The following is a 25257-nucleotide window of genomic DNA, read 5'->3' as shown; positions in this document are numbered from 1 at the left end:
CCCTAGAACAATTCCCAAATCGGCTGGGAGCCGACCGGCAGCGGCGCCAAGCGGCCCAGTTCCAAGTATTGGTTTTCGGGGGCATGAAAATCGGAACCGACCGACGCGCGTAACTGATGCTTGGTGGCCAATTCTTGACTGAAGCGAATATCGTCGCCGCTGGCCCGCCCGGTGACCACTTCGACACCCTGCCCGCCCGCCACTTTGAATGCCGCCAACGCTTTATTGATCCATTTATTGCTCAATTTGTAGCGCAACGGGTGCGCCAGTACCGCCAAACCGCCGGCGGCGTTTATCCAACCGATAACTTCGGCTAATCCGGCCCATTGCGTGGCGACATAGGCCGGTTTGCCCTTGCTCAAGTAAAGGTCGAAAGCGTCCTGTTGAGTCCTGGCGCGGCCTACCCCGACCAAAAAATCGGCGAAATGCAAGCGGGTAATTTCGCCGCCGCGCGCCGCGCGGGCGACGGCCTGAAAAGCACCGTCTATACCTTTTCTAGCCAATTTGTCGGCGATTTTCCTAGCCCGCTCGACACGCAAATCCTGCTGTCTGGCAACACCGTCGACCAGCACTGGGTGGCTTGGATCGATATTCAATCCGACCACGTGCAAACAATGGCTTTCGAAACTGGCCGACAATTCGATACCTGGAATCAAGCGCAGGCCCAATTCCGCCGCGACAACCCGCGCCTCGGCCAAACCGGCTGTCGTATCGTGATCGGTCAACGCCAAGGCGGTAACGCCGCGGGCATGCGCCCGGCGTACTAACTGGCCCGGCGTCAATACGCCATCCGAAGCATTGGAGTGACTATGCAAATCGTAGATGGCGGCGCTCATTGGTAGTCGCCGTAAAGCTTGGCGTACAACCCGTTTTGCTGAATCAAGACATCGTGCTTACCCTGCTCGCAGATTTTGCCCTGCTCGAAGACGTATACGTGGTCGGCTTGTTTTACCGCACTCAGCCGGTGAGCGATAATCAGTGTGGTGCGGCCCTCCAAAAACTCCGCTAAAGCTTGATGCAACTTGAATTCCGTCTCGGTATCCAGCGCCGAGGTGGCCTCGTCCAGAATGACGACCGCCGGATTACTGACGATCATCCGGGCAATGGCCAGACGCTGGCGTTGTCCGCCGGACAAACGCATGCCTTGTCGACCGACCACGGTGTGCAGGCCAAGCGGCTGCTCGCGCACCGCGTCCGCCAGTTGCGCCATCGATAAGGCCCGCCACAGGTCGCTATCGGCGACGTCGCGGCCCAAGGTCAGATTGGCCCTTATCGTATCGTTGAGCAAGGCCGGATGCTGTAATACCGTGGCGACATGCTCGCGCACCACATCCAAACCAATCCGATTCAGCGGAACGCCGTCAAAGTAAATCATTCCTCGGCCGGGCGGATACAAGCCGATCAAAGTCTGCGCCAACGTGGATTTGCCGCCGCCGCTGGCACCGACCAATGCGATTTTCTCGCCGGCCGGTATGTCGAGGTTGATGCCGTTCAAAACCGGCTCGTCGCGGTAGCTGAAGTGTAAATCGCGCACGCCGACCGATACCGTTTTCCGGCCGACAAACGGATTTTCAGCGTGCGGATAATCGGGTTCGCGCTGCAAGTGGGTCAATTGGTTAACCCGCGCCAAAGCCGCCTTCGCGGCGTAAAACGACTGCTGTATGCTCAAAATCTCCTGCACCGGCGCCATCATGAACCACAGGTAGCCAAACACGGCCAGCATTTCGCCAATACTGAGGTTGGAATACAGCACCATCAGCATCGCGGTGGCGCGAAAAATATCGAAGCCGAACAAAAATGTCAGAAAGCTAAGGCGAATCGCCGCATCGCTTTTCCACGCGAATACCGTCGAGTGGTTCTTAACCGCCTCGGCACTGGCGACCAACTGCCGGCAATAATGCGCCTCTCGGTTGCTGGCGCGTATCTGGTGTATCGCATCCAAGGTTTCGCTCAAGGCTTGCTGAAACACCGCATAGGCTTTGTTTTCATTTGCTTTCAGATCCTTCACCTTCGAGCCAATAGCCTTGGCTAGGTAGATCACCAGCGGGTTCAAAAAGATGATGAACAAGCCCAACTGCCAGTGCATCCACAGTAAAATCAACGCGGTGCCGAATACTGTCAATACCGCTACCAACAACTTGCTGATCGTCGTGCCGATAAAAGTATCCAGCGTATCCAGGTCGGTCACCATGTGGGCGCTGACCGTACCGCTGCCCAGGCTCTCGTATTCCGACATCGACACTCGCTGCAAATGGCCGACCAGGCCCTCGCGTATCCGAAAAATCACATCCTTGGCGATATTGGAAAATTGCCGGGTTTGAATAATGTTCAATACCAACGCGAACAGTCGCATCAACAAGCTGACCAGCAAGATCACGCCGATGTAGAAAATCGGCACCCGCCACTCTGTTGGAATCAATGGGTCCAGAGTATTGAGTACCGTACCGGGATGATGTAATAGCACTTCATCCACTAGCAGCGGCATCAACAGCGGCACCGGTACGCTGGCGACCGTCGCCAGCAAGGCGATGATATGACCGGTCACCAATTGCTTTTTGTGTTGCAGTGCGATGCGATAGATATAATGCCAGGAATACTCCTGAGGTGTTACGGCTTGGGGTGCGTTCAAGGGAATATGACTAAATCCGGTGGCTTAATAGCAAATTATAATAGCGTGGCGATCTTTACTGAACACTTGTTATTTCCGCGCGGCTTTTCGCGATTTCTAAGGACATTGGGTACCGTCCTCTGGCTGACGGCGGCCGGTTGTTGCATCGCCGCTCAGCCCGCTTCGTCCCAGCGCACGGCTTTCCTGCAAGCCGAACGCGCTGTCGCCGAGAATCGGCTTGGCGATTATCAACGGCTGAGCGCCGAGTTGACCGATTATCCGTTACTGCCTTATTTGCGCTACCTTTGGGCTAAATCGCATCTGGACGACGATCAGGCCGTACGTCGATTTCTCGACACTTATGCCAATACCCGCTACGCGGCGCCATTACGCACCAAATGGCTGATACAACTTGGCAAGCGGCAACGCTGGTCGGAGTTATTAAGCCAATACCGCGGCGCTGAAGACCCCGAACTGCAATGCTACGCCGGCCTGGCCTATTTACAGTCCGGCCGGACCGACGAAGCGTTTGGAATAGCCAGACCGCTTTGGCTGAGCGGCGGCGAGCCGGCGGAACCCTGCATAAGCTTGTTTTCGACGTACCAGGCCTCGCCTTATTTCAACCGAGACCTGCTGTGGCTGCGCTTCAAGGCGGCTCTGAAACGAGGCAATACCGGGCTGGCTCAGCGCTTGCTACCGGCATTCGCGGAAGACGAACTCAGGCTGGCGAATCTATGGCTAGACTTGCAACGCCACCCCGAGCGCCTCGCCAATACAGCGGCCTGGCGCGAATATCCGGCCGAAACCCGCGCCGAGTGCTTGGTTTTCGCCACGGTGCTTTGGCTCGAACAAGACCTGGACGCCGCGCTGATGTTCTGGGATCGCGAAAAAGCGGGCTTGCCGATTCCGGCCGAATCCAGCCAGCGAGTGGAAAAACAAATCGGGTTGGCGCTGGCTACGCAACGCGACCGCCGCGCCTATGCCCGATTGGCGGCGCTAGACGATAGCGACGACTCGATCCGCGAATGGCGGGTGCGTGCCGCGTTGCAACACCAGTCCTGGCCGGAGGTCGATCTGGCATTGTCTCGATTGAACAACGAAGAACGAAACCAGGACAAATGGCAATATTGGTTGGCGCGCAGCCAGGAACTATCCGGACTGCGCGAACCGGCCTTGAGCCTTTACCGGCAAATTGCCGAACATCGCAGTTACTACGGTTTTCTGGCGGCCGGCAAGCTCGGACGGACGGTGAAGCTGGTCGACAAGCCGCTGGCCGTTCCGGAGTCGGAGCTGGAAGACTTGCAATCGCGCTCGGAATTTTTGGAAGTTTCCGAGTTTTTAGCCTTGGATCGACCATTGGAAGCTAAGCGGCAATGGGGCTTCGCCATCGCCAAACTCGATAAACCGCGCTTGGCGGCCGCCGCCAAGTTGGCGCAGCGCTGGGGCTGGTCGGCGCAAGCGATCGCCACGGTTGCCAAGGCTAACGAATGGGACGACATTGGACTGCGCTTCCCCATCGCTTACGCCGACAGTGTGAGGCAAGCCGCCGGCGCCCGCCAATTGGCGCCGGCGCTGATCTTCGGGCTGATCCGCCAGGAAAGCGCCTTCGACCCGCAGGCCGACTCGCCGGCCGGGGCGAAGGGGTTGATGCAAATCATGCCGAACACCGGTCAGGAAATCGCGAAAAACCTGGGGGAGCCCTGGAGCGGCGGAAACGACCTGCTTAAACCGGATACTAACATCCAATTCGGCGCCTGGCACTTCAAGCAGTTGCTGGACCGCTTTGATCGCCACCCGGCTCTGGCCGCCGCGGCCTACAACGCCGGCGCTAATCGAGTGAAGCGCTGGCTGCCGAGCGATAAACCGCTGCCGGCCGATATTTGGGTGGAGACCATCCCCTACAAGGAGACCCGCGGCTACGTGGCATCGGTGTTGATGTATAGTCTGATCTACCGGGAACGCCTGAATGCCGAGACACCACGTTCGGAGGATTTGATGCGTGACGTGAGGCCTGGATGAAATTTAGGGCTGATTTTTTAGGCTAATTATTGGATAATGTCGGGTGTTTTGAACCCAATTTATCAGGTAAGTATTGAATGGAGAAGCCGCACAGTTTTACGCGCGAAGAATTGTTGATGTCCGGTCGGGGCGAGCTCTACGGCCCGGAAAACGCGCAGCTACCGCTTCCCAATATGCTGATGATGGATCGAATTGTCCACATCTCCGACGAAGGCGGTAAATATGGCAAGGGAGAAATCATTGCCGAATTGGACATTACCCCCGATCTTTGGTTTTTTGCCTGTCATTTTCAAGGTGACCCGGTGATGCCCGGCTGCCTGGGTTTAGATGCGATGTGGCAATTGGTTGGCTTTTATTTGTGTTGGATGGGCGGACCAGGTAAAGGTCGGGCGTTAGGCTGCGGCGAAGTCAAGTTCACCGGCCAAGTCTTGCCTAGCGCGAAAAAAGTCACTTATAAAATCGATTTGAAACGGGTGATCTTGCGCAAACTGGTCATGGGCATTGCCGACGCGGTGATGGAAGTCGACGGCAAGCAAATTTATGAAGCCACCGACCTGAGAGTCGGTCTGTTTACCTCCACCCAGGATTTCTGAAGAAGGTCTAGCCATGAGACGAGCAGTAGTAACCGGTCTGGGCATCGTTTCCAGCATTGGCAATAATCGCGACGAAGTGGTCGAGTCGCTCCGCCTGGGGCGTTCCGGCATTGGTTTTTGCGAAGATTATCGTGAACTGGGCTTTCGCAGCCAAATCCACGGTCCGATCAAGATCAACCTCGACGAAGCGATAGACCGCAAAGTCAAACGCTTCATGGGCGATGGTGCGGCTTACAATTACTTGGCGATGGAACAAGCCATTGCCGACTCCGGTCTGGCCGACGACGAAGTGTCCAATGTCCGCACCGGTCTGGTGATGGGTTCCGGCGGACCGTCTACGTCGAACTTGGTCGATGCGGCCGACATACTACGCTCCAAGGGCGTCAAGAAAGTCGGTCCGTATATGGTGACTCGCGCGATGTCCAGCACGAATACCGCCTGTCTGGCCACGCCGTTCAAAATCAAGGGCGTCAATTACACGATCAGCTCGGCCTGCGCGACCAGCGCCCACTGTATCGGTCATGCGATGGAATTGATCCAACTCGGCAAGCAAGACGTGGTGTTCGCCGGCGGCGGCGAGGAGTTGCATTGGTCTATGTCGGTCTTGTTCGACGCGATGGGCGCGCTATCCTCCAAATACAACGATACGCCGGAAAGCGCGTCTAGACCTTACGACGAAACCCGCGACGGCTTCGTGATTTCCGGCGGCGGCGGCGTACTGGTTGTCGAGGAACTGGAACATGCCAAGGCGCGCGGCGCGAAAATTTACGCGGAACTGGTCGGCTACGGCGCCACGTCCGACGGTTACGACATGGTGCAGCCGTCCGGCGAAGGCGCGGTGCGCTGCATGCAAATGGCGTTGGCGACCGTTGACGGCAATATCGACTACATCAATGCGCACGGCACCAGTACGCCGGTGGGCGATACCCGCGAACTGGAAGCGATGCGCGCGGTGTTCGGCGCCGATTCGGTACCGCCGGTGAGTTCCACCAAATCACTGACCGGCCATGCCTTGGGCGCGGCCGGCGTCAATGAAGCCATTTATTCGTTACTGATGATGCAAGGAAGTTTCTTGAGCGCATCGGCCAACATTACCCAACTCGACCCTGGCGCGGCGGGCATTCCCATCGTTCGCGAATACCGGGACAACGTCAGCTTGAACACCGTGATGTCCAATAGTTTCGGCTTCGGCGGCACCAATGCCACGCTGATCTTCCAACGTTTCAACGGCTAAACCCTTAAGCGGCTGAAGCCTTGCTTTAGCCGCTCGCCTAGCGCCCATGTCCGATTCCAGCCAAAAATCCCGCACCCAATTCAACAAACTGCAGAAGCGTTTGCGCCGTAGCGTCGGCGAGGCTATCGCCGACTTCAATATGATCGAGCATGGCGACAAAGTCATGGTTTGCCTGTCCGGCGGCAAGGACTCCTACACGATGCTGGACATTCTGCTGAACTTACAAAAGACCGCGCCGGTGGATTTCGACATACTGGCCGTCAATTTGGATCAAAAGCAGCCCGGGTTTCCGGAACACGTATTGCCGGAATACCTGAGATCTATCGGCGTGCCGTTTCATATCATCGAGCACGATACCTACAGCATCGTCAAACGCATCATTCCGGAAGGCCAAACCACCTGCAGTCTGTGTTCAAGGCTGCGGCGCGGCACACTGTACGGCTTTGCCAGAGAACATCGGGTCACCAAAATCGCGCTGGGTCACCACCGAGACGACATCGTCGAAACCTTCTTCCTGAATTTGTTTTATGCAGGCAAACTGAAGGCAATGCCGCCGAAATTGCTCAGCGACGACAAACAGAACATCGTGATTCGGCCGTTAGCCTACTGCCGGGAAAAAGACATCAATCGCTTCGCGGCCTTCAAGCAATTTCCGATCATTCCGTGCAATTTGTGCGGCTCCCAGGAAAACCTGCAACGCAAAGCCATGAAGGTGATGCTGAACGGTTGGGATAAGCAGTTTCCCGGTCGTATCGAAACCATTTTCGCCGGGCTGCAAAATATTGCGCCATCGCAAATGCTCGACGCCGGCCTATTCGACTTTGCCGGCCTGACCCGCGATACTAACCCACTGCCGGCCGCTAGCGCTTGCGGCGACGTTGGCACCGACCAATCGGCCGTCGTTGCCTACGGCGCCGGACTGGACATACTCGAACGTTAACCCAACGGAAATCCGGACATGAACCCAACCATTTTGGTCACCGGCGGCGCTGGATATATCGGCAGCCATACTTGCGTCGAGCTGTTACACGCAGGATTCGATGTTGTCGTCGTCGACAATCTCAGCAACAGCAAAATCGAAGCCATTCGCCGGGTAGAACGTATCACCGGCAAAACAATAGCTTTTCATCAAGCCGACATTACCGACAAAGCGGCGTTGCAAGCCATCATGGTCCAGCACAACATTGCCGCCGTCGTGCATTTCGCGGGACTGAAAGCGGTCGGCGAATCCTGCCAGATGCCGCTGAACTACTATCACAACAATATTTACGGCACCTTGGTACTGCTGGAGACGATGGCGGAGTTCGGGATCAAACGCCTGGTGTTCAGCTCTTCGGCCACCGTTTACGGCGATCCGCACAGCGTGCCTATTCTGGAACATTTTCCGCTGCAAGCCACCAACCCTTACGGCCGCACCAAACTGTTTATCGAAGAAATCCTGCGCGACCTTAGCCAGTCCGATCCGCTGAGCCATAGCGCCACACCTTGGCAAATCACGATATTGCGCTACTTCAACCCGATCGGCGCGCACGCCAGCGGGCTCATCGGCGAAGACCCGAACGGCATCCCCAATAATTTGATGCCCTTCCTGTCGCAAGTCGCGATCGGCAAATTACCGATGCTGTCGGTATTCGGCAACGACTATTCGACGCCGGACGGCACCGGCGTCCGCGACTACATCCACGTGGTCGATTTGGCGGTCGGCCACATCAAGGCCTTGGAATACCTTCTAAAACAGGATGCCAAGGATAGCGTGTGCGACGCCATCAATCTCGGCACCGGTAACGGTTACAGCGTCTTACAGATGATCGAAACCTTTATTGAAGTCACCGGACAAGCCGTACCCTACCGTATTGCGCCGCGCCGGCCCGGCGACGTGGCGGCCTGTTACGCGGACCCCGGCCTGGCCGCCGAAAAAATTGGCTGGAAGGCCGAGCGAGAGTTGGCCCGGATGCTGGCCGATACCTGGCATTGGCAAACACAAAACCCCAACGGTTACGACTGAACAGCCCTCGGCTCCAGCACCAACCCGGCGTTTTCAACCCGGTTTCTGCCGCTACGCTTGGCCTCGTACAAGGCTACATCCGCCGCTTGCACCAGTTCCAGCGCGATTTGAGGCACCGCCAATTTCCGGCTGAGGTTAGGGTGGTAGGTGGCGGCACCGATCGAGATTGTGACCGGAATAACTTGATCGGCGTATTTGATCGTCAAATCGGAAATGCCGATGCGGATCCGCTCGGCAATCTCACCGTTCATCGTTTCGTCCGCCTGCGACAACAGTGCGACGAATTCTTCGCCGCCGTATCGGACCAGTACATCGTTGCTACGTAGCTGCCGTTTGATCGTACACGCCACCAACGAGAGCACTTGATCGCCGGCTTGATGACCGAAGCCGTCGTTAATTCGTTTGAAATAGTCGATATCCAGAAACAGACAGGACAGGGGTTCACGGCTGCGTTGACTTCGGTCCAATTCCTCGACGATGCGCTGTTCCAGAAAGCGCCGGTTATTGACGCCGGTCAGCGGGTCTATCAAGCTGGTGCGACGCATTGTCTCGACATTCAAGTTGTTTTCGAGACAAATCCCGATCACGGATGCAATGTGCTCGATAAAGTCGGTCGCCATGCCGTTGATAAAACGGTCGCGCTGGTGGCTGCCCAAATTTAATGAACCCAGAATTTTGCCGCGGCGGATTAGCGGGATGATCACAACCGAAGCCGGCTGTTTCTCGACGCCTGGAAAGAAGCGGCTCCAGCGCTCATCGCGATGGATACCCACCAATGGCTGGCCGGCCGTACCGAAACTTTGTAGAAATACCCCGTCTTGCTCCAACAGCACCAAATCGGGCCGCTCGCGAAACGCATAGTGATCTGCCTCGAGACAACTGGCAATTTCGCCTTGGGCGTCGATCAAGGACAAGCAAACCGCATCGAGATTAAAAAACAAGCGGGTCTCGTCTATGATGAATTCAATCATCTCCGCCAGGGTGTTCAGCGCCAACAAACGCATTTCGAAAGCCTGCAGGCGCTTCAGAGTCAGACTGTTATGTTGAACGCGATTCAGCATGCCATCCAAATGGCTCTCCAGAACCGACAATTCAGCTGTTATATCTTCTTCCAATCTTGCCCCCACCGCGCGCGACGACCCAGCCGATAATCCTAGCAGGGTTTGTCGAAAATGCGCGGGCCTGACACACGAGGCTTCATCCGGCCGCCTCGGGCTCAACCCGACGTGTTTGAGGCCGGTTACCCGCTCGGTTTCGCGGCGAACAACCGGCGCGATGAGGCGTAACCCCGCCGCTTAGAAAATGCCATTAGGCGACTTGATCCGCCTTCGTTTGATAGCTGTCGATTTGATTGAAGTTCAGATACCGATAAGTATCGGCGCTGCTTTGGTCGATCAACGCCGCATATTGCATGTATTCCTCCGGCGTCGGGATTTTCCCCAATAAAGAACACACCGCCGCCAATTCCGCCGAAGACAAATAGACATTGGCGCCATTCCCCAAACGATTGGGGAAATTACGCGTCGAAGTTGAAACGACAGTCGAGCCTTCCGCCACCCTCGCCTGGTTGCCCATGCATAACGAGCAACCCGGCATTTCAGTACGCGCGCCGACTTTACCGAAAGTGCCGTAATAGCCCTCCTCCACTAACTGGTTTTGATCCATCTTAGTCGGCGGCGCCACCCACAAGCGCGTGGGCAAGGCCCCGGCTTTTTCCAGCAATTTACCGGCAGCGCGGAAATGACCGATGTTGGTCATGCAGGAGCCAATGAAGACTTCATCGATTTTGGTCCCAGCTACTTCCGACAAGGGCTTGATGTCGTCCGGATCGTTCGGGCACGCCAATAGCGGCTCGGTGATTTCGTTCAAATCGATTTCGATAATTTCCGCATATTCGGCGTCCTCGTCGGCTTCCATCAATACCGGGTTCGCCAACCAATCCTGCATGGCTTTAATCCGGCGTTGGATAGTCCGTACATCGCCGTAGCCTTCGGCAATCATCCATTTCAGCAAGGTGATGTTGGAATTCAGATACTCACGGATTGGCGCTTCATTGAGTTTGATGGTGCAACCGCCGGCAGAACGTTCGGCTGACGCATCCGAAAGCTCGAATGCTTGCTCGACTTTCAAATCCGGCAAGCCTTCGATTTCCAGGATTCGGCCGGAAAATACGTTTTTCTTGCCCTGTTTGGCCACGGTCAAGGAGCCGCTTTTCAGAGCCGCGTAGGGAATCGCGTTGACCAAATCACGCAAGGTAATGCCGGGTTGCATTTGGCCTTTGAAGCGCACCAATACTGATTCCGGCATATCCAGAGGCATCACGCCGGTCGCAGCCGCAAACGCCACCAAACCGGAACCCGCGGGAAACGAGATACCAATCGGGAATCGAGTGTGCGAATCACCGCCCGTGCCGACGGTATCGGGCAACAGCATCCGGTTCAGCCAGGAGTGAATCACGCCATCGCCTGGACGCAGCGATACCCCACCACGGGTCATGATAAAATCCGGCAAGGTATGCTGCATTTGCACGTCGACCGGTTTGGGATAAGCGGCGGTGTGGCAGAAGGACTGCATCACCAAGTCTGCAGAAAAACCCAGACACGCCAAGTCTTTCAATTCGTCGCGGGTCATTGGTCCGGTGGTGTCTTGCGAACCAACGGTGGTCATTTTCGGTTCGCAGTAACTGCCGGGTCTGACACCCACCACACCGCAAGCCTTGCCCACTATTTTTTGCGCCAGCGTGTAGCCTTTGCCGGTGTCCGCAGCTTCTCCTAAGCGGCGGAACACGGTTGATGCCGGCAAGCCCAAGGCTAGTCGGGCCTTGTCGGTCAAGCCGCGACCGATGATTAACGGAATACGACCGCCGGCACGGACTTCGTCGAAAATCACTTCGGTTTTTAACGCAAATTCGCAGATGATTTCTTCGCTGCCGTGACGTTTAACCACACCTTGATAAGGAAAAATATCGATCACATCGCCCATCGCCATGCCGGTCACATCGCATTCGATAGGCAAGGCGCCTGAATCTTCCATGGTGTTGAAAAAAATGGGTGCAATCTTACCGCCGATACAGACGCCGCCGCCGCGTTTATTAGGAATGAACGGAATGTCGTCACCCATGAACCACAACACCGAGTTGGTGGCGGATTTGCGCGAAGAACCGGTGCCAACCACGTCGCCGACATAGGCCACCGGAAAGCCCTTGGCTTTTAGCTCGGTAATTTGCTGTTCGGCGTTGGTGATGCCATCGCGCGGCATTTTCAGCATGGCTTTGGCGTGCAACGGAATGTCCGGTCTCGACCAAGCATCCGGGGCGGGCGACAGATCGTCGGTATTGGTTTCGCCGGTAACCTTGAACACGGTAACCGTGAGTTTTTCCGGCACTTCCGGCTTGGCGGTAAACCATTCGGCCTCAGCCCAGGATTGCAGCACTTGTTTCGCGTAAGCGTTGCCGGCTTCGGCTTTTTCCTGCACATCGTGGAAGGCATCGAAAATCAGCAGAATTTGCGACAAGGCTTTCGCGGCAATCGGCGCCAACGTCGTATGATCGAGCAGTTCGATCAACGGCGCGACGTTGTAGCCGCCGAGCATGGTACCGAGCAACTCGGTGGCTTTTTCCGGCGTAATCAGCGCGGACGACGCTTCGCCTTTGGCAACGGCGGTCAAAAAACCGGCTTTGACGTAAGCCGCTTCGTCGACGCCGGCTGGAATCCTATTTTCCAGCAAGTCGATTAAAAAACTTTCCTCGCCGACCGGCGGCTGCTTCAATAATTCGACCAAGGCCGCGACTTGCTCGGCATCCAAGGGTTTGGGAACGATGCCCTCAGCGGCACGTTCGGCTACGTGTTTTCGGTATTGTTCTAGCATGATGATTTCCGGTAAAAAAATTAGGCTTGGGATGCGTTGGCGTTGGCATTTTCTTGAGCCAGCGTTTGCTCGGCGATGAAGGTCCGCATGTCGTCGTTGTCGACTCGGGCATAGATTTTGGCGACGCCGAGGTTCAAGCCAATCGATTCGAAAGGCACGTCGTCGCCGAGAAAATAGTGATTGAAGACCCAACCTTCGCTACGCCGACAAACTTCGACATCGACGATGTCTTGCTCGATCAGCACGTATTCCTGCAAAGTCGGAATGGTTTGATATAGGCGGCGTTTGATGGTTTCGTCGCGGCGGCGGGTGGATTTGGATAACACCTCGACGACCAATACCGGAGTCTCGGCGTAATAGTCGTGGGTCGAGGTATCCTCGCAAACCATCATCGCATCGGGGTAGAACAAATACTGGCCGATCTTGACTTTGACATCGGAGCTAAACGGCTCGCAGGGTTGGTCCTGCAAATGGTTGCCGAAGATACGCGACAAGTTCATCTTAATCCTGTCGTGATTCTTGCTGACGCCCGACATCGCCACGACTTCCCCGTCGTCATACTCATGCTTGGTGTCGCTGAGCAATTCCGCCGCAAGATAGTCCTCAACGGACATCCACGGTTTATCAAATTCAGGTTGCGCGCTCATATCCGCCTCCGTCGCCGATTAATCACTCCATCGCATCGACAATGGCCTGCCCCATTTCCTTGGTGCCGTATTTGCTGACCGGGTTCAAATCCGGGGTTACATAGACGCCACCGTTCACGACTTTTTCAATGGCGTTTTGCATGCGGATCGCTGCATCATGTTCCCCCAAGTGATTCAGCATCATCACGCCGCCCATCATCACGGCAGTCGGGTTGGCGATATTTTTGCCGGCGATGTCCGGCGCGCTACCATGCACGGCTTCGAACAGGGCGGCGTCCTCGCCGATATTGGCGCCGGGAATGAGCCCCAAACCACCCACCAAACCGGCGGTTAAATCGGACAGGATGTCGCCGAACATGTTGGTGGTCACCACCACATCGAACTGTTCGGGTTTCATGACCATGTGCATGCAGGCCGCATCGACGATCTTCTCGTCGAACTCTATATTGGGATATTTGGCCGCCACTTCGCGAGCGGTTTTCAAGAATAAGCCTTGGGTGAATTTCAAAATATTGGCCTTATGACAAACCGTGACCTTCTTACGATGGTTGTCGATCGCGTATTTGAAGGCATATTCGACAATCCGCTCTGACCCCGCTTTGGTCACGACGGCCAAACTTTCGGCAATATCCTTGGCCGGCGTCAGATAATGCTCCAGGCCCACGTACAAGCCTTCGGTATTTTCCCGCACGATGACAATATCGACATCATCGTAGCGGGTTTTAACGCCATGCCAGCTTTTGGCCGGTCGCACGTTGGCGTAAAGATCGTATTGCTTGCGCAATTCGACGTTAATGCTGCGAAAGCCCTCGCCGACCATCGTCGTCAACGGACCTTTGAAGGCCACCCTGGTTTGCGCTATGGATTCCATCGTTGCGTCGGGCAGGGGCGTACCGGTACGTTCGTAGGCCGACATGCCGGCATCGGCCTCGTGCCAATGGATTTTCGCGCCGGCGGCGTTAATCACCGCGACGGCCGCTTCCATGATCGAGGGACCGATACCATCGCCTTTGATCAACGTGACGTTATGCATTCAAACTCTCCTGACTCAATATTTAAGGGATAAACAATCATACACAGTTTCGATTAACGACGCGAAACCGCCGAGACTCAAAGTGCCGCGGCCGATTCGATAACCATGGCATCGTCGATCGGTGCAGCTTCCAGGGTTTCGTGATCGAGATCGTAACAAAGAATTCGCGGCGATCCGCCGAACGGATAGGCCACCGACAAGGTCACGCACAAGCGTCCGGTTGCCACCGACAAATAGGGCCGGGTCAAATGCACATCCTCGGAACCTTGCAAGGCTCGTAAAAGATACGGTCGGCGTAGCCAACTCGCCCGATTTCCGGCCGCCAACGGTGCGAACCGGCCTGAGGCGGTCCCGTAGCGGTGATCGGCAAGCACGCTACCGCCGATCTGCACGCCGTCGCTGCCCAATAAATAACAGCGATCGGCGCCCGGTAGCGCCAACAATTGGCGAATGCAATCAAGACTCTCGAGATCTTCGGCACCGGTTTGTAGAGCCTGTTTAGCCACCAGCATCGCTTGAATATGATGCGGATAACGCGAACGACCGCTCCGCTTGGCAATATCGAGCGCGTACTGGCCGAATAATTCAGCAACCACCGGGCGCACTTCTTCGGCGTCTTGCACCCCCATGCGCGGGGTGCCGAAATAATAGCCTTGTACCAAATCGATATTCGCATGCATCGCGATCATCGCTTCCTCATGCGTTTCGACGCCTTCGATCAACACCAGACTTCCGGCTTCGTGCAGCGTGGCGACGATATTGGGCAGCATGCGCCGCGCGACCGGGTTATTTACCGCATGGCGGACGATCGACTGGTCCAACTTAACGATATGTGGTTTTATGCGCCAGATCCGCTGAAAATTGGAATGTCCCGCGCCGAAATCGTCAATCGCAATCAAACAGCCCAACTCGCGGTAAAAATCGACCGACCGATTCAATTGCCGCTCTTCCAACAACGGACTTTCCATGATTTCGATCACGACCCGCTCGGGCCGAATTTCTAGCAGTTTCAGCAACTCCGCGAAGAAAATACCGAAACGCCAGCCGTGTACGATGACTTCGGGCGCAATATTCAGAAACAACCAGTTGTCGCGGGAATCCGCCCGCTTAAAATTCTGCAAATGCAGGGCTCTACATAAACGGTCCAGATAAACCAAATCCTGCAAGGACTTTGCACTCTCGAACAGTTGCGGAGGCGCCACGACACTTCCGTCGAGCGCCCTGCCCCGGATTAACGCCTCGTAACCTACCGCGCGCTGGTGCGGCAAACTGACAATCGCCTGAAAAGCACTACTTAACTCGACATTCTGGTGATGACCGAGCGCATGATCGCCTTCCAGGCGGATTTTGCTTAGGATCTGGTCGAGCATTGCATGTTTGGCATAATCCGTGGTTTATCATATCAATTTCAAACATCGGGCAGTCAGCACAGACCGGGCAACAAACCCGCTGAAACCCAAGGCCGATCTTAGCGTCCTGCAGATCAGAAAGCAAAACTCGCACCAATTGCAGCTAAGGGGCCTTTAACCGAGGCGACGACTGAGGGTACTGTGCGCCTATAGATTGGAAACCGCAGTCCTGGCAGACTCCTAGGGGGCTACGACGGCCCGCGGCATACGCGCCGGTGGCACAAACTGGCGGGGCTTCGGCCCGCGCGACTACCGGAGCCGAGACGACCAAATCATGGCCGATCTCGGCGTCGCCAGACCTTTGAAAATAGTGTCTTCATGTTTCGGCGTACTATGCCGACATCGTTGGTGAACCGATCGCTAGCCGATACTGGCAGAATGCCGCTCTCTAAAGCGAGCGGCCGCACCAAGCTAATCGAGATCGCGCTGCATTTTGGTGCATGGGCTTGATCGAGTGGTTAATCGACCTACAAACAGCCGATCACGAGATAGCGGCCCGACGACCATATAAATTCCGATTGAGACACCGTGCTTCAGCACCGATGCACAAAGTCCGGATAGAACGCCTTCGACGTCAAACGAACGACGATTTCGCTGAACACGAGCCACGACATGCTTTTACCAGACTAAACACTAACCGGGCGCTTGCCGATGCAAACCAAGTGACCACGTGCTTAGCGGCTTTAACCCAATTCGCTTCGCTAGCGCTGCCCCCGCAAAAAAGCGATGCGCTCGGCATTGTCGGGATGCGTGGACCAATATTCGCCGAACTCCCCCATTCGATCACCAAGTTGCAGGCGGTCTCTTTCTCGCCAGTAAGCGTCCAACTTGTCTAGCATATCGGCCAACAAGGTCGGCGATTGGTGATGGCTAATCAGCAAATCGGCGGCATAGCGGTCGGCGGAACGCTCGAAATCGCGCGAATATCCGGTCTCCAGCAATACCGCGGGAGCCACCGCCAATAGACTACTGATGTCGCCCAGATAGGCCGCCAATGCCAAGCCGACCACAGTGGCTTGTAACATCTGCCGCAAGGCGTGCTTCTCGCGAACATGGCCGAATTCGTGCGCCAGCACCGCCACGATCTCGTCGTCGTTGGCTGTAAGGCCGACCAAATCGTCCAGCACCAACACCGTTCCTCCGGGCAGCGCAAAGGCGTTGGCGCCAAGCTGACGGCTGGCGCGGAACGCCAGCCGGACCTCGGCATGCGGTGCCAAACTAAATGCTTTCGCCTGGATGTCGGCGCGGCGCGATTCCGGCACGCCGCTGGGCTGCAACCAATTTTGGTCGAGGCTGGCGAACAACTGATGGTCCATTTCCGTCAACATCTCGGCTGGCAGCCTTTCCGCGACTGCCTCGGCCGCATAAGGCAAGCCCCAACGATAGCCGGCAATCGCCAATCCCAGTAATAACAATACGGCGGTTATCGCCGCGACGATATGACTTTCCAAGGTTGATAACCAACCGCCGGCCCGCTCCGGCAGCAAGTCGGCGAAACCGATCGAATCCTCCACTTCGCAGCGGGCTCCGTCGGTGAATAGAATCAAACGCGGCGAACGGCCGAGCGGTGCCGGTATCCTCAGCGCGGTGAGTGGCTCGCTACGATTTACAGTTTCGCCTCGCAATTGCAAGCGGCCGGCTTCGACGCTGAGAACGACCCGATGGGCTATCGCCTGCCGGCCGTCGAAATAAATGCCGGCGACCGTCTTCACAACGCGATATCGAAATCGAAAATATCGGCGATTTCCTCGCCGGCCGCGCCGGCCTGGCTTTGCAGTCCGGCAACGAATTCGGCAAGGCTGCCGCCCGGTAACAAACTCGTGCATTCGAGACGATAGCGAGCCAGGCGGATATCGGCAAACGGTTTGAAAAGCCCCAGCGACAAGCCGATCAGCAACACATTGCTGATCATGATCCACAACAAGTCGCGCGCTCTGGCCCGCGCGGTGAAGCGGTGCGCGCCGAGCCGGGTATGTCCCCACATCAGATTTTGCATTCGCGCCGATACAAAGGGATAGACAATCACCACTAGGCCAAAATACGTCAACACTGCCGCGACGCCGCCAATCACGCCGGCTTGGCTCCCGCCTTCCAGCGGAAACGCACCGGACGATAAAATCAGCGTCGTGGCGGCGGCCGCGCCGGCAAACATCAGCACCGCCAGCAAGAACACCCAGAAATAGATTTTGTAGAACGCCCCGACAGTGGCTTCGAACTTGAAGTGCGCGGAGCCGAAACTGCTGTGATCGCGGGTGTAAACCGTCATGCGCTGTTGCGCCCACGGCCAGAGCAAGCCCAGCGTGGCGCCGCCTAAAAAAGGTGCTCCCAACAGATACCAATAGGCGGGGCCCGTCTGGCCGTGAAAACCGAACCGCAAACCCCTATAGCTGGTGTTATGCAAGCGAAACCGCAAGGACCGTACCAGCAACCACGGCAGCACCGCTAAAATCGCCAGAAAAATCACGGCCGCGATGGTCGGGTCGAAACGGCTGAAAAAAGAATAGGAACCAAACAGCAGCACCGCGATTACTCGACCCTTCAATATCGACTTCGGGTCGCCGTGATAATCGAAGCCGCTGTCGGCGAGTAAGGTATGCCGGTAAAAATACTGGTTGCGCCTGACCTTGGCCCACGGCGAATAAATACCCAAGGTCACGATACTGAGCAACAGATTGACGATCCAGATTCGAAAATATTCGCTCCCGTTTCCGGTGAAACGCAGCGATAGAGGTTGTGCCGACATACGCTCCAGCTCCTTTTACAATGGTATGTGGCCTACAAGCGTAGCCGAAAACCCAAGTCTAGCTGGCAAAATTAGCGGCGAACTCAGTCAGCGGGCACCTGCCGCAGTTAGTAACGGGTCGGGTAGCCGGGGATAACTTTTGCATTGCACCTATCCCTGTCGGTAAGGCGAGACCGGCGGAAATCCCCATACACAAACAAGCCGTGGAGTCCGAGATTCAACCCGACGCGGCGCTTAAATTACCCTGGAAAATTGCTGTTGTTTTTGGACAAGGTACTTGTCGAATACCATGCAAATGTTCCGAATCAACAAGCGGCCGGCGGGCAAGACCTGGACGCCAGCGTCGTCGAGACTCAACAGCCCGTCACCTTGCATGACCCGCAAATGTTCCAATTCCGGCGCGAAATAATGGGCGAAGCGGATCGAGAATTCCCGTTCGATAACCGCGAAAGACAATTCGAAGTGGCAGATTAACTGAGTGATCACGGCGCGCCGCAACTTGTCGTCGTCATCCAATTCGACGCCGCGAAACACCGCTAGCCGGCCTTGGGAAATCCGCCCGGCGTATGGGTCCAGTTCCTTAACGTTCTGGATATACGCATCGCCGACCCGGCCGATTGAAGTGATACCGAATCCGATCAGATCGCAGTCAGAGTGCGTCGAGTAACCTTGAAAGTTTCGATACAACTTGCCTTCGCGTTGCGCTACCGCCAGCAAATCGTCTGGCTTGGCGAAATGATCCATGCCGATGTATACGTAACCGGCGTCGGTTAGTTTCCTGCCGATCATTTGCAAAATATCCAGCTTGACCGATGGCGGCGGTAAATCGGCTTCGTTGATTTGCCGCTGGGTTTTAAAGCGGCTGGGCATGTGAGCGTAATTGAAGATCGAGAAGCGGTCCGGCGCGTAAGCCAGTACTTGGTCCAAAGTATCCGCGAAGCTGGCCTCGGTCTGCAACGGCAAACCGTAGATCAAATCGATGTTGGTGGAACGAAACCCTTCCGTCCGAGCCGCTTCCAGGACCGCAAAGGTCTGTTCCTTGCTCTGCAAGCGATTGACCGCGGCTTGGACCGCCAAGTCGAAATCCTGTAATCCCAGGCTAATGCGGTTAAAACCTAATTCTCGCAACTGCGCGATGGTTCTATCGTTGGTTTCGCGCGGGTCGACTTCGATCGAGTATTCGCCGCCGTCGTCGCTACGCAGATTAAAATGCTGGCGGGTCGCGTCCATCAACCGTTGCATTTGTTCGAAATTCAAAAAGGTCGGCGTGCCGCCGCCCCAGTGCAATTGGTTGACCGGACGGGACCCGTCGAATAAGTCGCCCTGCATTTCGATTTCCCGGACCAGATTGTCCAGATACGGTACCGAATGTGCCCGGTTTTTGGTCACAATCTTGTTACAGGCGCAATAAAAACACACCGTATCGCAAAACGGGATATGGAAATACAAGGACAACGGCCCGCCGGCCGCATTGGATTTTTCGATATGTTTGCGATATTCCGCCTCGCCAAAACCCTCGTGCAATTCCAACGCGGTCGGATACGAGGTATAGCGCGGACCGGATTTGTCGTAGCGGTGAATCAGGTCCAGGTCGAATTGGATGGATTGATCCATTACTTCACTTCTTGGTCGATGGTGACATTGACCCGCCGGTTGGCATCGGCCAAGTTCAGTTCGGCGCTGCCGATCAAGTCGCCGGCGGCCGGCATCGCATTGCCGGACTTGGAGACTCTGGCAACGATGCGCAATTTCGGAAAGTCGGCCAAATGCAATTGCGGTTGCATCGCCATGCTGTCGTTTAACACCACGTCAATCGGCAAGTCGGCGACCTGCTTGCGGACGATAGCCAACGGCATTTTTGGGCCGTTGGCCGCTTGGGCGTAGATAAATACCGTGCTGTCCGCCGGCGCGGTCCGGCCGTTCGCCAATGACGCGCGCACCGAAATTTCGACGTTCGGCGCGGATGCTGCGTTCGAAGGCGGCGCTTTGATCATTTCCGCTTCGGCCATCCGCATCATATTGGCCAACTGTTGTTGAGCCTCGTCATCGGCCGGCAATAATTTAGAAAGCTTTTGCCAATAAGCGATGGCCCCGCGAAAATCGCCGGCCTCCGCCTTGGCCATCCCGGCCAGCCACAGCGCGGTGTGATCTTCCGGGACTTGCTCCAGGGCCTTGAAGACCAAGTCGGCCGGTTCGCCGCTCAGCCGGCCGTTGCGGGCCATCGACAAGGCGTCGGCGTAGCGCAGCATCACCGCCGGATCGCCCGGCTTGCGCCGATTAAGCTCGCCGAAGGCCTCGGCCGCTTTTTGATACTCCTGCATGTATACAAAGGATCGGCCCAGCATCATCCAGCCTTCCAGATCGTCCGGATGTTGTTGCAAGCGATCAACCAAGCGCTGCACCATGGTCTGCACGTTGTCGGCCAGCTTTTGATTGGTTGCTTGCCATTCGGCCTTCTTCATCGCCTCGGGTTCGCCGAGCATGCCGTACAACAACAAGCCGCCCACCGGCAGCAATATTGCAATCGGCACGGCAATCCAGCGACCGGCAGAGCCAATCGCGGCCCCCCGGCCTTGGTCGTCCAAGGTGTCGAGCACGGACAACTGCAAATCATTGTATTGGGCTTCGTACTGCGTCGGGGACAACGCGCCGCTTTGCAATTGTTGCTTGAGTTCGGCCAGTTGTTGGCGAGCGATGTCGGTGTTGCGTTGCGCGCCGTCGGCCGATGAAATCGGCGCTCTTCGGAACAACGGTGGCAGCAAAATCGCTAGCGCCACGGCGCAAAGCGCGGCTATCCAAAGCCAGAATTCAGTCGTCACGCGTCTTCGCCCTCGCCCAATAGTTTTTGCAACCGGGCTTTTTGCGCGGCGTCAAGTTCGGTTGCTCGCCCGGTCCGCTTGCGGCGCGCCACCAGTATTACCGTGATCAAACCACCACCCAGGAATAACGCAGGCCCTAGCCAAAGCAATACGGTTTTAAGATTGAAAGCGGGTTTGTACATCACGAAATCGCCGTAACGCTCGGTCATGAAATTGACCACATCGGCGCGGGATTTACCCTGGCGCAGCATTTGATAAACCTGTTCGCGCAAATCCTTGGCCAAATCGGCGTTGGAATCGGCGATAGTTTGATTTTGGCAAACCAGGCAGCGTAATTCCGAAATCAAGGTCTGATAGACCTGTTCTTGCTCGGGTTGGGAAAAATCCCGATACTCCACGGCGGCGAAGGCCGTTGAGGCCATCAGCATCAGACTCAGCAGGGCAGCGCGTTTCATGAAGGCTCCCCTTCCAGACGTTCTATCATCGGCAATAACACTTGTTCGAGATCGGCCGGTTGAATCGGTCCGGTGTGTTTATGCCTCACGACGCCGCGCTTGTCGATTACGAAGGTTTCCGGCACACCGTAAACGCCGTAGTCGATGCCGATGCGGCCGTCGCTGTCCATGACGCTGGCGTTATAAGGGTTACCGTGTTTGCCCAGCCAAAGTCCGGCGGCCTGGGCTTCGTCCTTGTAATTTAATCCAATCAGCGTGACTCGGTTTTGCTTGGCCAGCTCGACCAGCAGCGGATGTTCTTCGCGGCAGGAAATGCACCACGACGCCCAAACGTTCAGCAACCAAACCTTGCCTTTCAAATCATTGGGAGTCAGGGTCTTACTTGGCTCGGCCAATACCGGCAAGTTGAATGCCGGTGCCGGTTTGTCGATCAGCGGCGACGGAATTTCCCGAGGATTCAGTTTCAAACCGATCGCCAAAAATACCGATAAGCCAATGAACAGCAATAGCGGTAAAACGTATTTCATCGGCTCTCCTGACTCTTGATACCCGCCATGCGATAGCGACGGTCGCAGGCCGCCAATAAGCCGCCCACTGCCATTAACACGCCGCCCATCCAAATCCAACGGATGAAGGCCTTATAATAAACCCGCAAACTCCAGGCTCCCTGCTGGTCCAAGGGCTCGCCCAACGCGACGAACAGATCGCGAAACACGCCGGCATCGATTGCGGCTTCGGTCATCGGCATTTTTTGGACACGATAAACCCGCTTTTGCGGCGCCAATTCGGCGACGATTTGGCCTTCGTGGCTGACGGTCAGAAAGCCTTGCTCGGCTTGATAATTTGGACCCTGAGTCTGTTTGACCCCATGGAACTGAAACACGTAGCCGAACAAATCCAGGGTTTCTTCCGGCGCCAAACGCACGTCGCGTTCGATGCTGTACACCGAGGTATAGGTGATGCCGATCGCGAATACGGCGATACCCAAATGGGCCACCGTCATGCCGTAAAAACCGGCCGGAATTTGTTTCAAACGCTCCCAGGACCAGGTTTGGATGCGGTGTTGGAAAGCGGCACCCGACACCGCTAAGGTCCACAGCGCCAGGGCGCTGCCCACTGCCGCCGCCCAGGAATAGAATGGCATCGCCAGCGGGGCGGCAACGGCCAATAGCAGACATGCCGCCGCCAAGCCGCGCAGCTTAACGGTCAAGCTCTTGAAGTCGTCGGATTTCCAGCGCAGCAAAACCCCCAAGCCGACCACCAATGCTAGCGGCGCCATCAGCGGAATGAACACCGCGTTGAAATACGGCGGACCAACCGACAGCTTACCCAAGCCGAGCGCGTCGATCACCAGCGGATACAAGGTACCCAGCAGAATGCTGGCTGCGGTCACCACCAACAGCACGTTATTGACCAACAACACGGTTTCCCTGGACACCCAATCGAAGCTCGCCGAGCTTTTCACGTTGGGGGCCTTGATGGCATACAACAACAAGGAGCCACCGACGACGGTCGCCAAAAACACCAAAATGAACACGCCGCGGGCCGGATCGCTGGCAAAGGCATGCACCGAGGTCAACACTCCGGACCGAACCAAAAAGGTACCGAGCAAGCTCAACGAAAACGCGAAAATCGCCAACAACACAGTCCAGGTTTTGAACACACCGCGTTTTTCGGTGGCGGCCAAAGAGTGAATCAGCGCGGTACCGACCAGCCAGGGCATGAAGGAGGCATTCTCGACCGGGTCCCAAAACCACCAGCCTCCCCACCCCAGCTCGTAATAGGCCCACCAACTGCCCAGGGTGATGCCCAGCGTCAGAAACATCCAGGCAACGTTAGTCCACGGCCTCGACCAACGCGCCCAGGCGGCGTCCAATCGCCCCTCCAACAACGCGGCAATCGAAAACGCAAACGCCACCGAGAAACCGACATAGCCCATGTACAACATCGGCGGATGCACCGCCAAGCCTGGGTCCTGCAATAGCGGATTTAGGTCGCGGCCTTCGGCCGGGGCCGGGAACAACCGGTCGAACGGATTGGAGGTCAACAATAGAAACAACAGAAAACCGATGCTGACCAAGCCCATCACGCCCAACACCCTGGCGCGCGTGGTATCGGGAATCTTGGCGCTAAAAGCCGCGACCAAGCCGGTCCAAATCGCCAAGGTCAAGGCCCAAAGCAACAACGAGCCTTCGTGAGCGCCCCACACCCCGGAGATCAAGTACAAAAACGGCAATGCGGTATTGGAGTTTTGCGCGACGTAGGCGACGCTAAAATCGTGCACAACAAAGCTATAAGTCAGACAAGCGTAGGCCAACGCCATGAACAGCAGTTGTCCGAAGGCCGCCGGTTTGGCGACATGCACCCAACCGGCGATGTTACGGCCGGCGCCGACAATCGGCAGCAGGCCCAGCACGATCGCCATGCCCAGCGCCAGTATCAATGAAAAATGGCCGATTTCCGGAATCATCGTTGCCCCGCCGGTTTGTTCAAGCTACCGGCCACTTCCGGCGGCATATAGTTTTCGTCGTGCTTGGCCAACACTTCCTCGGCGACGAATACGCCATTCGGGTCCAGTCGGCCCTTGGCGACGATGCCCTGCCCTTCCCGAAACAGGTCGGGCAAGATGCCGCTGTATTCGACGACGACTTCCTGGCTAAAATCGCTGAGTTTGAAGCGCACCAGCAAATCCTTGCCCGGTCGTTCGACGCTGCCCTTGACCACCATGCCACCCAAGCGGAACGCGGCATTATCCGGCGCCTTGCCGGCCTTGACGTCCGAGGTCGAGAAAAAATACATCAGATTTTCGTTGAAGGCTTTCAGCGCGAAAGTGGCGGCCAAACCCAGTCCCGCCAACATCAAACCGATCAGCAGCAAGCGTTGTTTTCGAATCGGTTTCATCGTTGTTGACCGCGTTTTTGCTTGAGCCACAACTGGCGGAAAAACTGCTTGCGCTGCACGATGGGCCACAACACATTGATCAGCAACACCACGAAGGTGATGCCGTAGGACGGCCAGACATACCAGGCATAACCGCCCATCTCCAAAAAGCTTTGCAACGTCATGATTGCTTCTCCATCAAGGCCCTAACCCATTGCGAATTGGGCTCGCGCTTTAGCAATTCGAGTTTGGCGGCTTGCAACACCGCAATCAGATAATAAAACTTGAAAGCCACCGCCATCAGTAACAGCGGAATCAACATCGAAATATGGATGGACGGTTTACCCATCTTGCCGACCGTCGCCGGTTGGTGCAAGGTATTCCACCATTCCACCGAATAATGAATGATCGGAATATTGACGACGCCGACCAAGGCTAGGATCGAAACGGCGCGGGCCGCGCTGCGTTTGTCTTCGATCGCGCCGTACAAGCCGATCAAGCCCAAATAAAGAAACAGCAGGATCAACTCCGACGTCAATCGCGCATCCCAAACCCACCAGGTGCCCCACATCGGTTTGCCCCACAACGAGCCGGTGACCAACGCCACAAAGGTAAAACCGGCGCCAATCGGCGCGCTGCCGATCAACATCACTTCCGCCAATTTCATGCGCCAAACCAGCGCGATGGCACCCATGACCGCCATCAGCACATAGATGAATAAGGACATCCAAGCGGCCGGCACGTGTATATACATGATGCGGTAACTCTCGCCTTGTTGATAATCCGTGGGCGCCAGTATCAAGCCACCGTAAAGGCCGGCACCCAACAACACCAGAAAGATCGCGGTCAGCCACGGAATGAAGCGGTCGGCCAACGCATAAAAATGCGGCGGCGACGAGGTTCGATGAAAAAACCGGCTAACCGGCGCTGGAATCACGGACATTA

The 25257-nt window shown here is 56.3% G+C and carries 22 protein-coding genes; 5 read left to right on the top strand and 17 right to left on the bottom strand.

What is annotated here, in order from left to right; all coding sequences use genetic code 11:
• Positions 1 to 2: 2 nt before the first annotated feature.
• Together ACQE3D_RS11475 and ACQE3D_RS11470 are read right to left on the bottom strand one after the other, a co-directional pair.
• Complete coding sequence (locus tag ACQE3D_RS11475) at positions 3 to 836, bottom strand: PHP domain-containing protein (protein WP_281023258.1); 834 nt, start codon at positions 834 to 836, stop codon at positions 3 to 5.
• Positions 833 to 2629 (bottom strand): ABC transporter ATP-binding protein, encoded by a 1797-nt coding sequence (locus tag ACQE3D_RS11470; RefSeq protein WP_064027657.1) that lies wholly within the window; start codon positions 2627 to 2629, stop codon positions 833 to 835. Before ACQE3D_RS11470 ends, ACQE3D_RS11475 begins: the two co-directional genes overlap by 4 nt.
• A gap of 45 nt (positions 2630 to 2674) precedes the next feature.
• On the opposite strand from ACQE3D_RS11470, the gene ACQE3D_RS11465 reads away from it, so the two are divergent.
• The 5 genes from ACQE3D_RS11465 to galE all read left to right on the top strand — a co-directional run bounded on the left by ACQE3D_RS11465 (position 2675) and on the right by galE (position 8459).
• Positions 2675 to 4627: a transglycosylase SLT domain-containing protein gene (locus ACQE3D_RS11465; RefSeq protein ID WP_313727869.1), complete on the top strand. Its 1953-nt coding sequence runs from the start codon at positions 2675 to 2677 to the stop codon at positions 4625 to 4627.
• Between the two features lie 77 nt (positions 4628 to 4704).
• Positions 4705 to 5220 (top strand): 3-hydroxyacyl-[acyl-carrier-protein] dehydratase FabA, encoded by a 516-nt coding sequence (fabA, locus tag ACQE3D_RS11460; RefSeq protein ID WP_064027660.1) that lies wholly within the window; start codon positions 4705 to 4707, stop codon positions 5218 to 5220.
• Between the two features lie 13 nt (positions 5221 to 5233).
• A complete protein-coding gene (fabB, locus tag ACQE3D_RS11455; RefSeq protein WP_313727870.1) occupies positions 5234 to 6454 on the top strand; it encodes a beta-ketoacyl-ACP synthase I in 1221 nt (406 codons plus the stop codon).
• 46 nt (positions 6455 to 6500) lie between these two features.
• Positions 6501 to 7394: a tRNA 2-thiocytidine(32) synthetase TtcA gene (ttcA, locus tag ACQE3D_RS11450; RefSeq protein WP_313727871.1), complete on the top strand. Its 894-nt coding sequence runs from the start codon at positions 6501 to 6503 to the stop codon at positions 7392 to 7394.
• Between the two features lie 18 nt (positions 7395 to 7412).
• Entirely contained in the window at positions 7413 to 8459 is a 1047-nt protein-coding gene (gene galE, locus ACQE3D_RS11445; protein ID WP_313727872.1) for a UDP-glucose 4-epimerase GalE, read from the top strand.
• On the opposite strand, the gene ACQE3D_RS11440 is transcribed toward galE, so the two are convergent.
• The 15 genes from ACQE3D_RS11440 to ACQE3D_RS11370 form a co-directional block, all read right to left on the bottom strand.
• Complete coding sequence (locus ACQE3D_RS11440; protein ID WP_168030898.1) at positions 8450 to 9574, bottom strand: GGDEF domain-containing protein; 1125 nt, start codon at positions 9572 to 9574, stop codon at positions 8450 to 8452. The genes galE and ACQE3D_RS11440 overlap by 10 nt on opposite strands.
• Before the next feature lie 193 nt (positions 9575 to 9767).
• Entirely contained in the window at positions 9768 to 12326 is a 2559-nt protein-coding gene (gene acnB / locus ACQE3D_RS11435) for a bifunctional aconitate hydratase 2/2-methylisocitrate dehydratase (RefSeq protein WP_313727873.1), read from the bottom strand.
• A 20-nt stretch (positions 12327 to 12346) separates the two neighbouring features.
• The gene (locus ACQE3D_RS11430) at positions 12347 to 12973 is read right to left on the bottom strand and encodes a Uma2 family endonuclease (protein WP_313727874.1); all 627 of its coding nucleotides are present in this window, start codon (positions 12971 to 12973) and stop codon (positions 12347 to 12349) included.
• 22 nt (positions 12974 to 12995) lie between these two features.
• Positions 12996 to 14006, bottom strand: a complete 1011-nt coding sequence (locus tag ACQE3D_RS11425; RefSeq protein WP_313727875.1) for an isocitrate/isopropylmalate dehydrogenase family protein — start codon at positions 14004 to 14006, stop codon at positions 12996 to 12998.
• 77 nt (positions 14007 to 14083) lie between these two features.
• Positions 14084 to 15376 carry a sensor domain-containing phosphodiesterase gene (locus tag ACQE3D_RS11420; RefSeq protein ID WP_313727876.1) on the bottom strand — a complete coding sequence of 431 codons (1293 nt, stop codon included), beginning with the start codon at positions 15374 to 15376 and terminating at the stop codon, positions 14084 to 14086.
• 740 nt (positions 15377 to 16116) lie between these two features.
• Positions 16117 to 17127 carry a M48 family metallopeptidase gene (locus ACQE3D_RS11415; protein ID WP_313727877.1) on the bottom strand — a complete coding sequence of 337 codons (1011 nt, stop codon included), beginning with the start codon at positions 17125 to 17127 and terminating at the stop codon, positions 16117 to 16119.
• The gene (locus tag ACQE3D_RS11410; RefSeq protein WP_313727878.1) at positions 17124 to 18158 is read right to left on the bottom strand and encodes a YjgN family protein; all 1035 of its coding nucleotides are present in this window, start codon (positions 18156 to 18158) and stop codon (positions 17124 to 17126) included. The genes ACQE3D_RS11415 and ACQE3D_RS11410 overlap by 4 nt, the downstream gene beginning before the upstream one ends.
• Positions 18159 to 18392: 234 nt before the next feature.
• Positions 18393 to 19772 carry an oxygen-independent coproporphyrinogen III oxidase gene (gene hemN, locus ACQE3D_RS11405; protein ID WP_313727879.1) on the bottom strand — a complete coding sequence of 460 codons (1380 nt, stop codon included), beginning with the start codon at positions 19770 to 19772 and terminating at the stop codon, positions 18393 to 18395.
• The gene (ccmI, locus tag ACQE3D_RS11400) at positions 19772 to 20977 is read right to left on the bottom strand and encodes a c-type cytochrome biogenesis protein CcmI (protein WP_313727880.1); all 1206 of its coding nucleotides are present in this window, start codon (positions 20975 to 20977) and stop codon (positions 19772 to 19774) included. Before ccmI ends, hemN begins: the two co-directional genes overlap by 1 nt.
• Positions 20974 to 21432 carry a cytochrome c-type biogenesis protein gene (locus ACQE3D_RS11395; protein WP_168030916.1) on the bottom strand — a complete coding sequence of 153 codons (459 nt, stop codon included), beginning with the start codon at positions 21430 to 21432 and terminating at the stop codon, positions 20974 to 20976. Before ACQE3D_RS11395 ends, ccmI begins: the two co-directional genes overlap by 4 nt.
• Positions 21429 to 21959, bottom strand: coding sequence for a DsbE family thiol:disulfide interchange protein (locus ACQE3D_RS11390; RefSeq protein WP_313727881.1), 531 nt, complete (start codon positions 21957 to 21959; stop codon positions 21429 to 21431). The genes ACQE3D_RS11395 and ACQE3D_RS11390 overlap by 4 nt, the downstream gene beginning before the upstream one ends.
• The gene (locus tag ACQE3D_RS11385; RefSeq protein ID WP_168030920.1) at positions 21956 to 23902 is read right to left on the bottom strand and encodes a heme lyase CcmF/NrfE family subunit; all 1947 of its coding nucleotides are present in this window, start codon (positions 23900 to 23902) and stop codon (positions 21956 to 21958) included. The genes ACQE3D_RS11390 and ACQE3D_RS11385 overlap by 4 nt, the downstream gene beginning before the upstream one ends.
• Positions 23899 to 24333, bottom strand: coding sequence for a cytochrome c maturation protein CcmE (ccmE, locus tag ACQE3D_RS11380; protein ID WP_313727882.1), 435 nt, complete (start codon positions 24331 to 24333; stop codon positions 23899 to 23901). The genes ACQE3D_RS11385 and ccmE overlap by 4 nt, the downstream gene beginning before the upstream one ends.
• Positions 24330 to 24497, bottom strand: a complete 168-nt coding sequence (gene ccmD / locus ACQE3D_RS11375; protein ID WP_168030924.1) for a heme exporter protein CcmD — start codon at positions 24495 to 24497, stop codon at positions 24330 to 24332. The genes ccmE and ccmD overlap by 4 nt, the downstream gene beginning before the upstream one ends.
• Positions 24494 to 25255 (bottom strand): heme ABC transporter permease, encoded by a 762-nt coding sequence (locus tag ACQE3D_RS11370; protein WP_168030926.1) that lies wholly within the window; start codon positions 25253 to 25255, stop codon positions 24494 to 24496. The genes ccmD and ACQE3D_RS11370 overlap by 4 nt, the downstream gene beginning before the upstream one ends.
• Positions 25256 to 25257: the final 2 nt, after the last annotated feature.

It is taken from the genome of Methylomonas sp. MS20, from assembly GCF_050275925.1.
Lineage (GTDB): Bacteria > Pseudomonadota > Gammaproteobacteria > Methylococcales > Methylomonadaceae > Methylomonas > Methylomonas koyamae_A.
The sequence above is the reverse complement of the archived record's forward strand: the minus strand, read 5'-3'. Positions and strand labels throughout refer to the sequence as shown.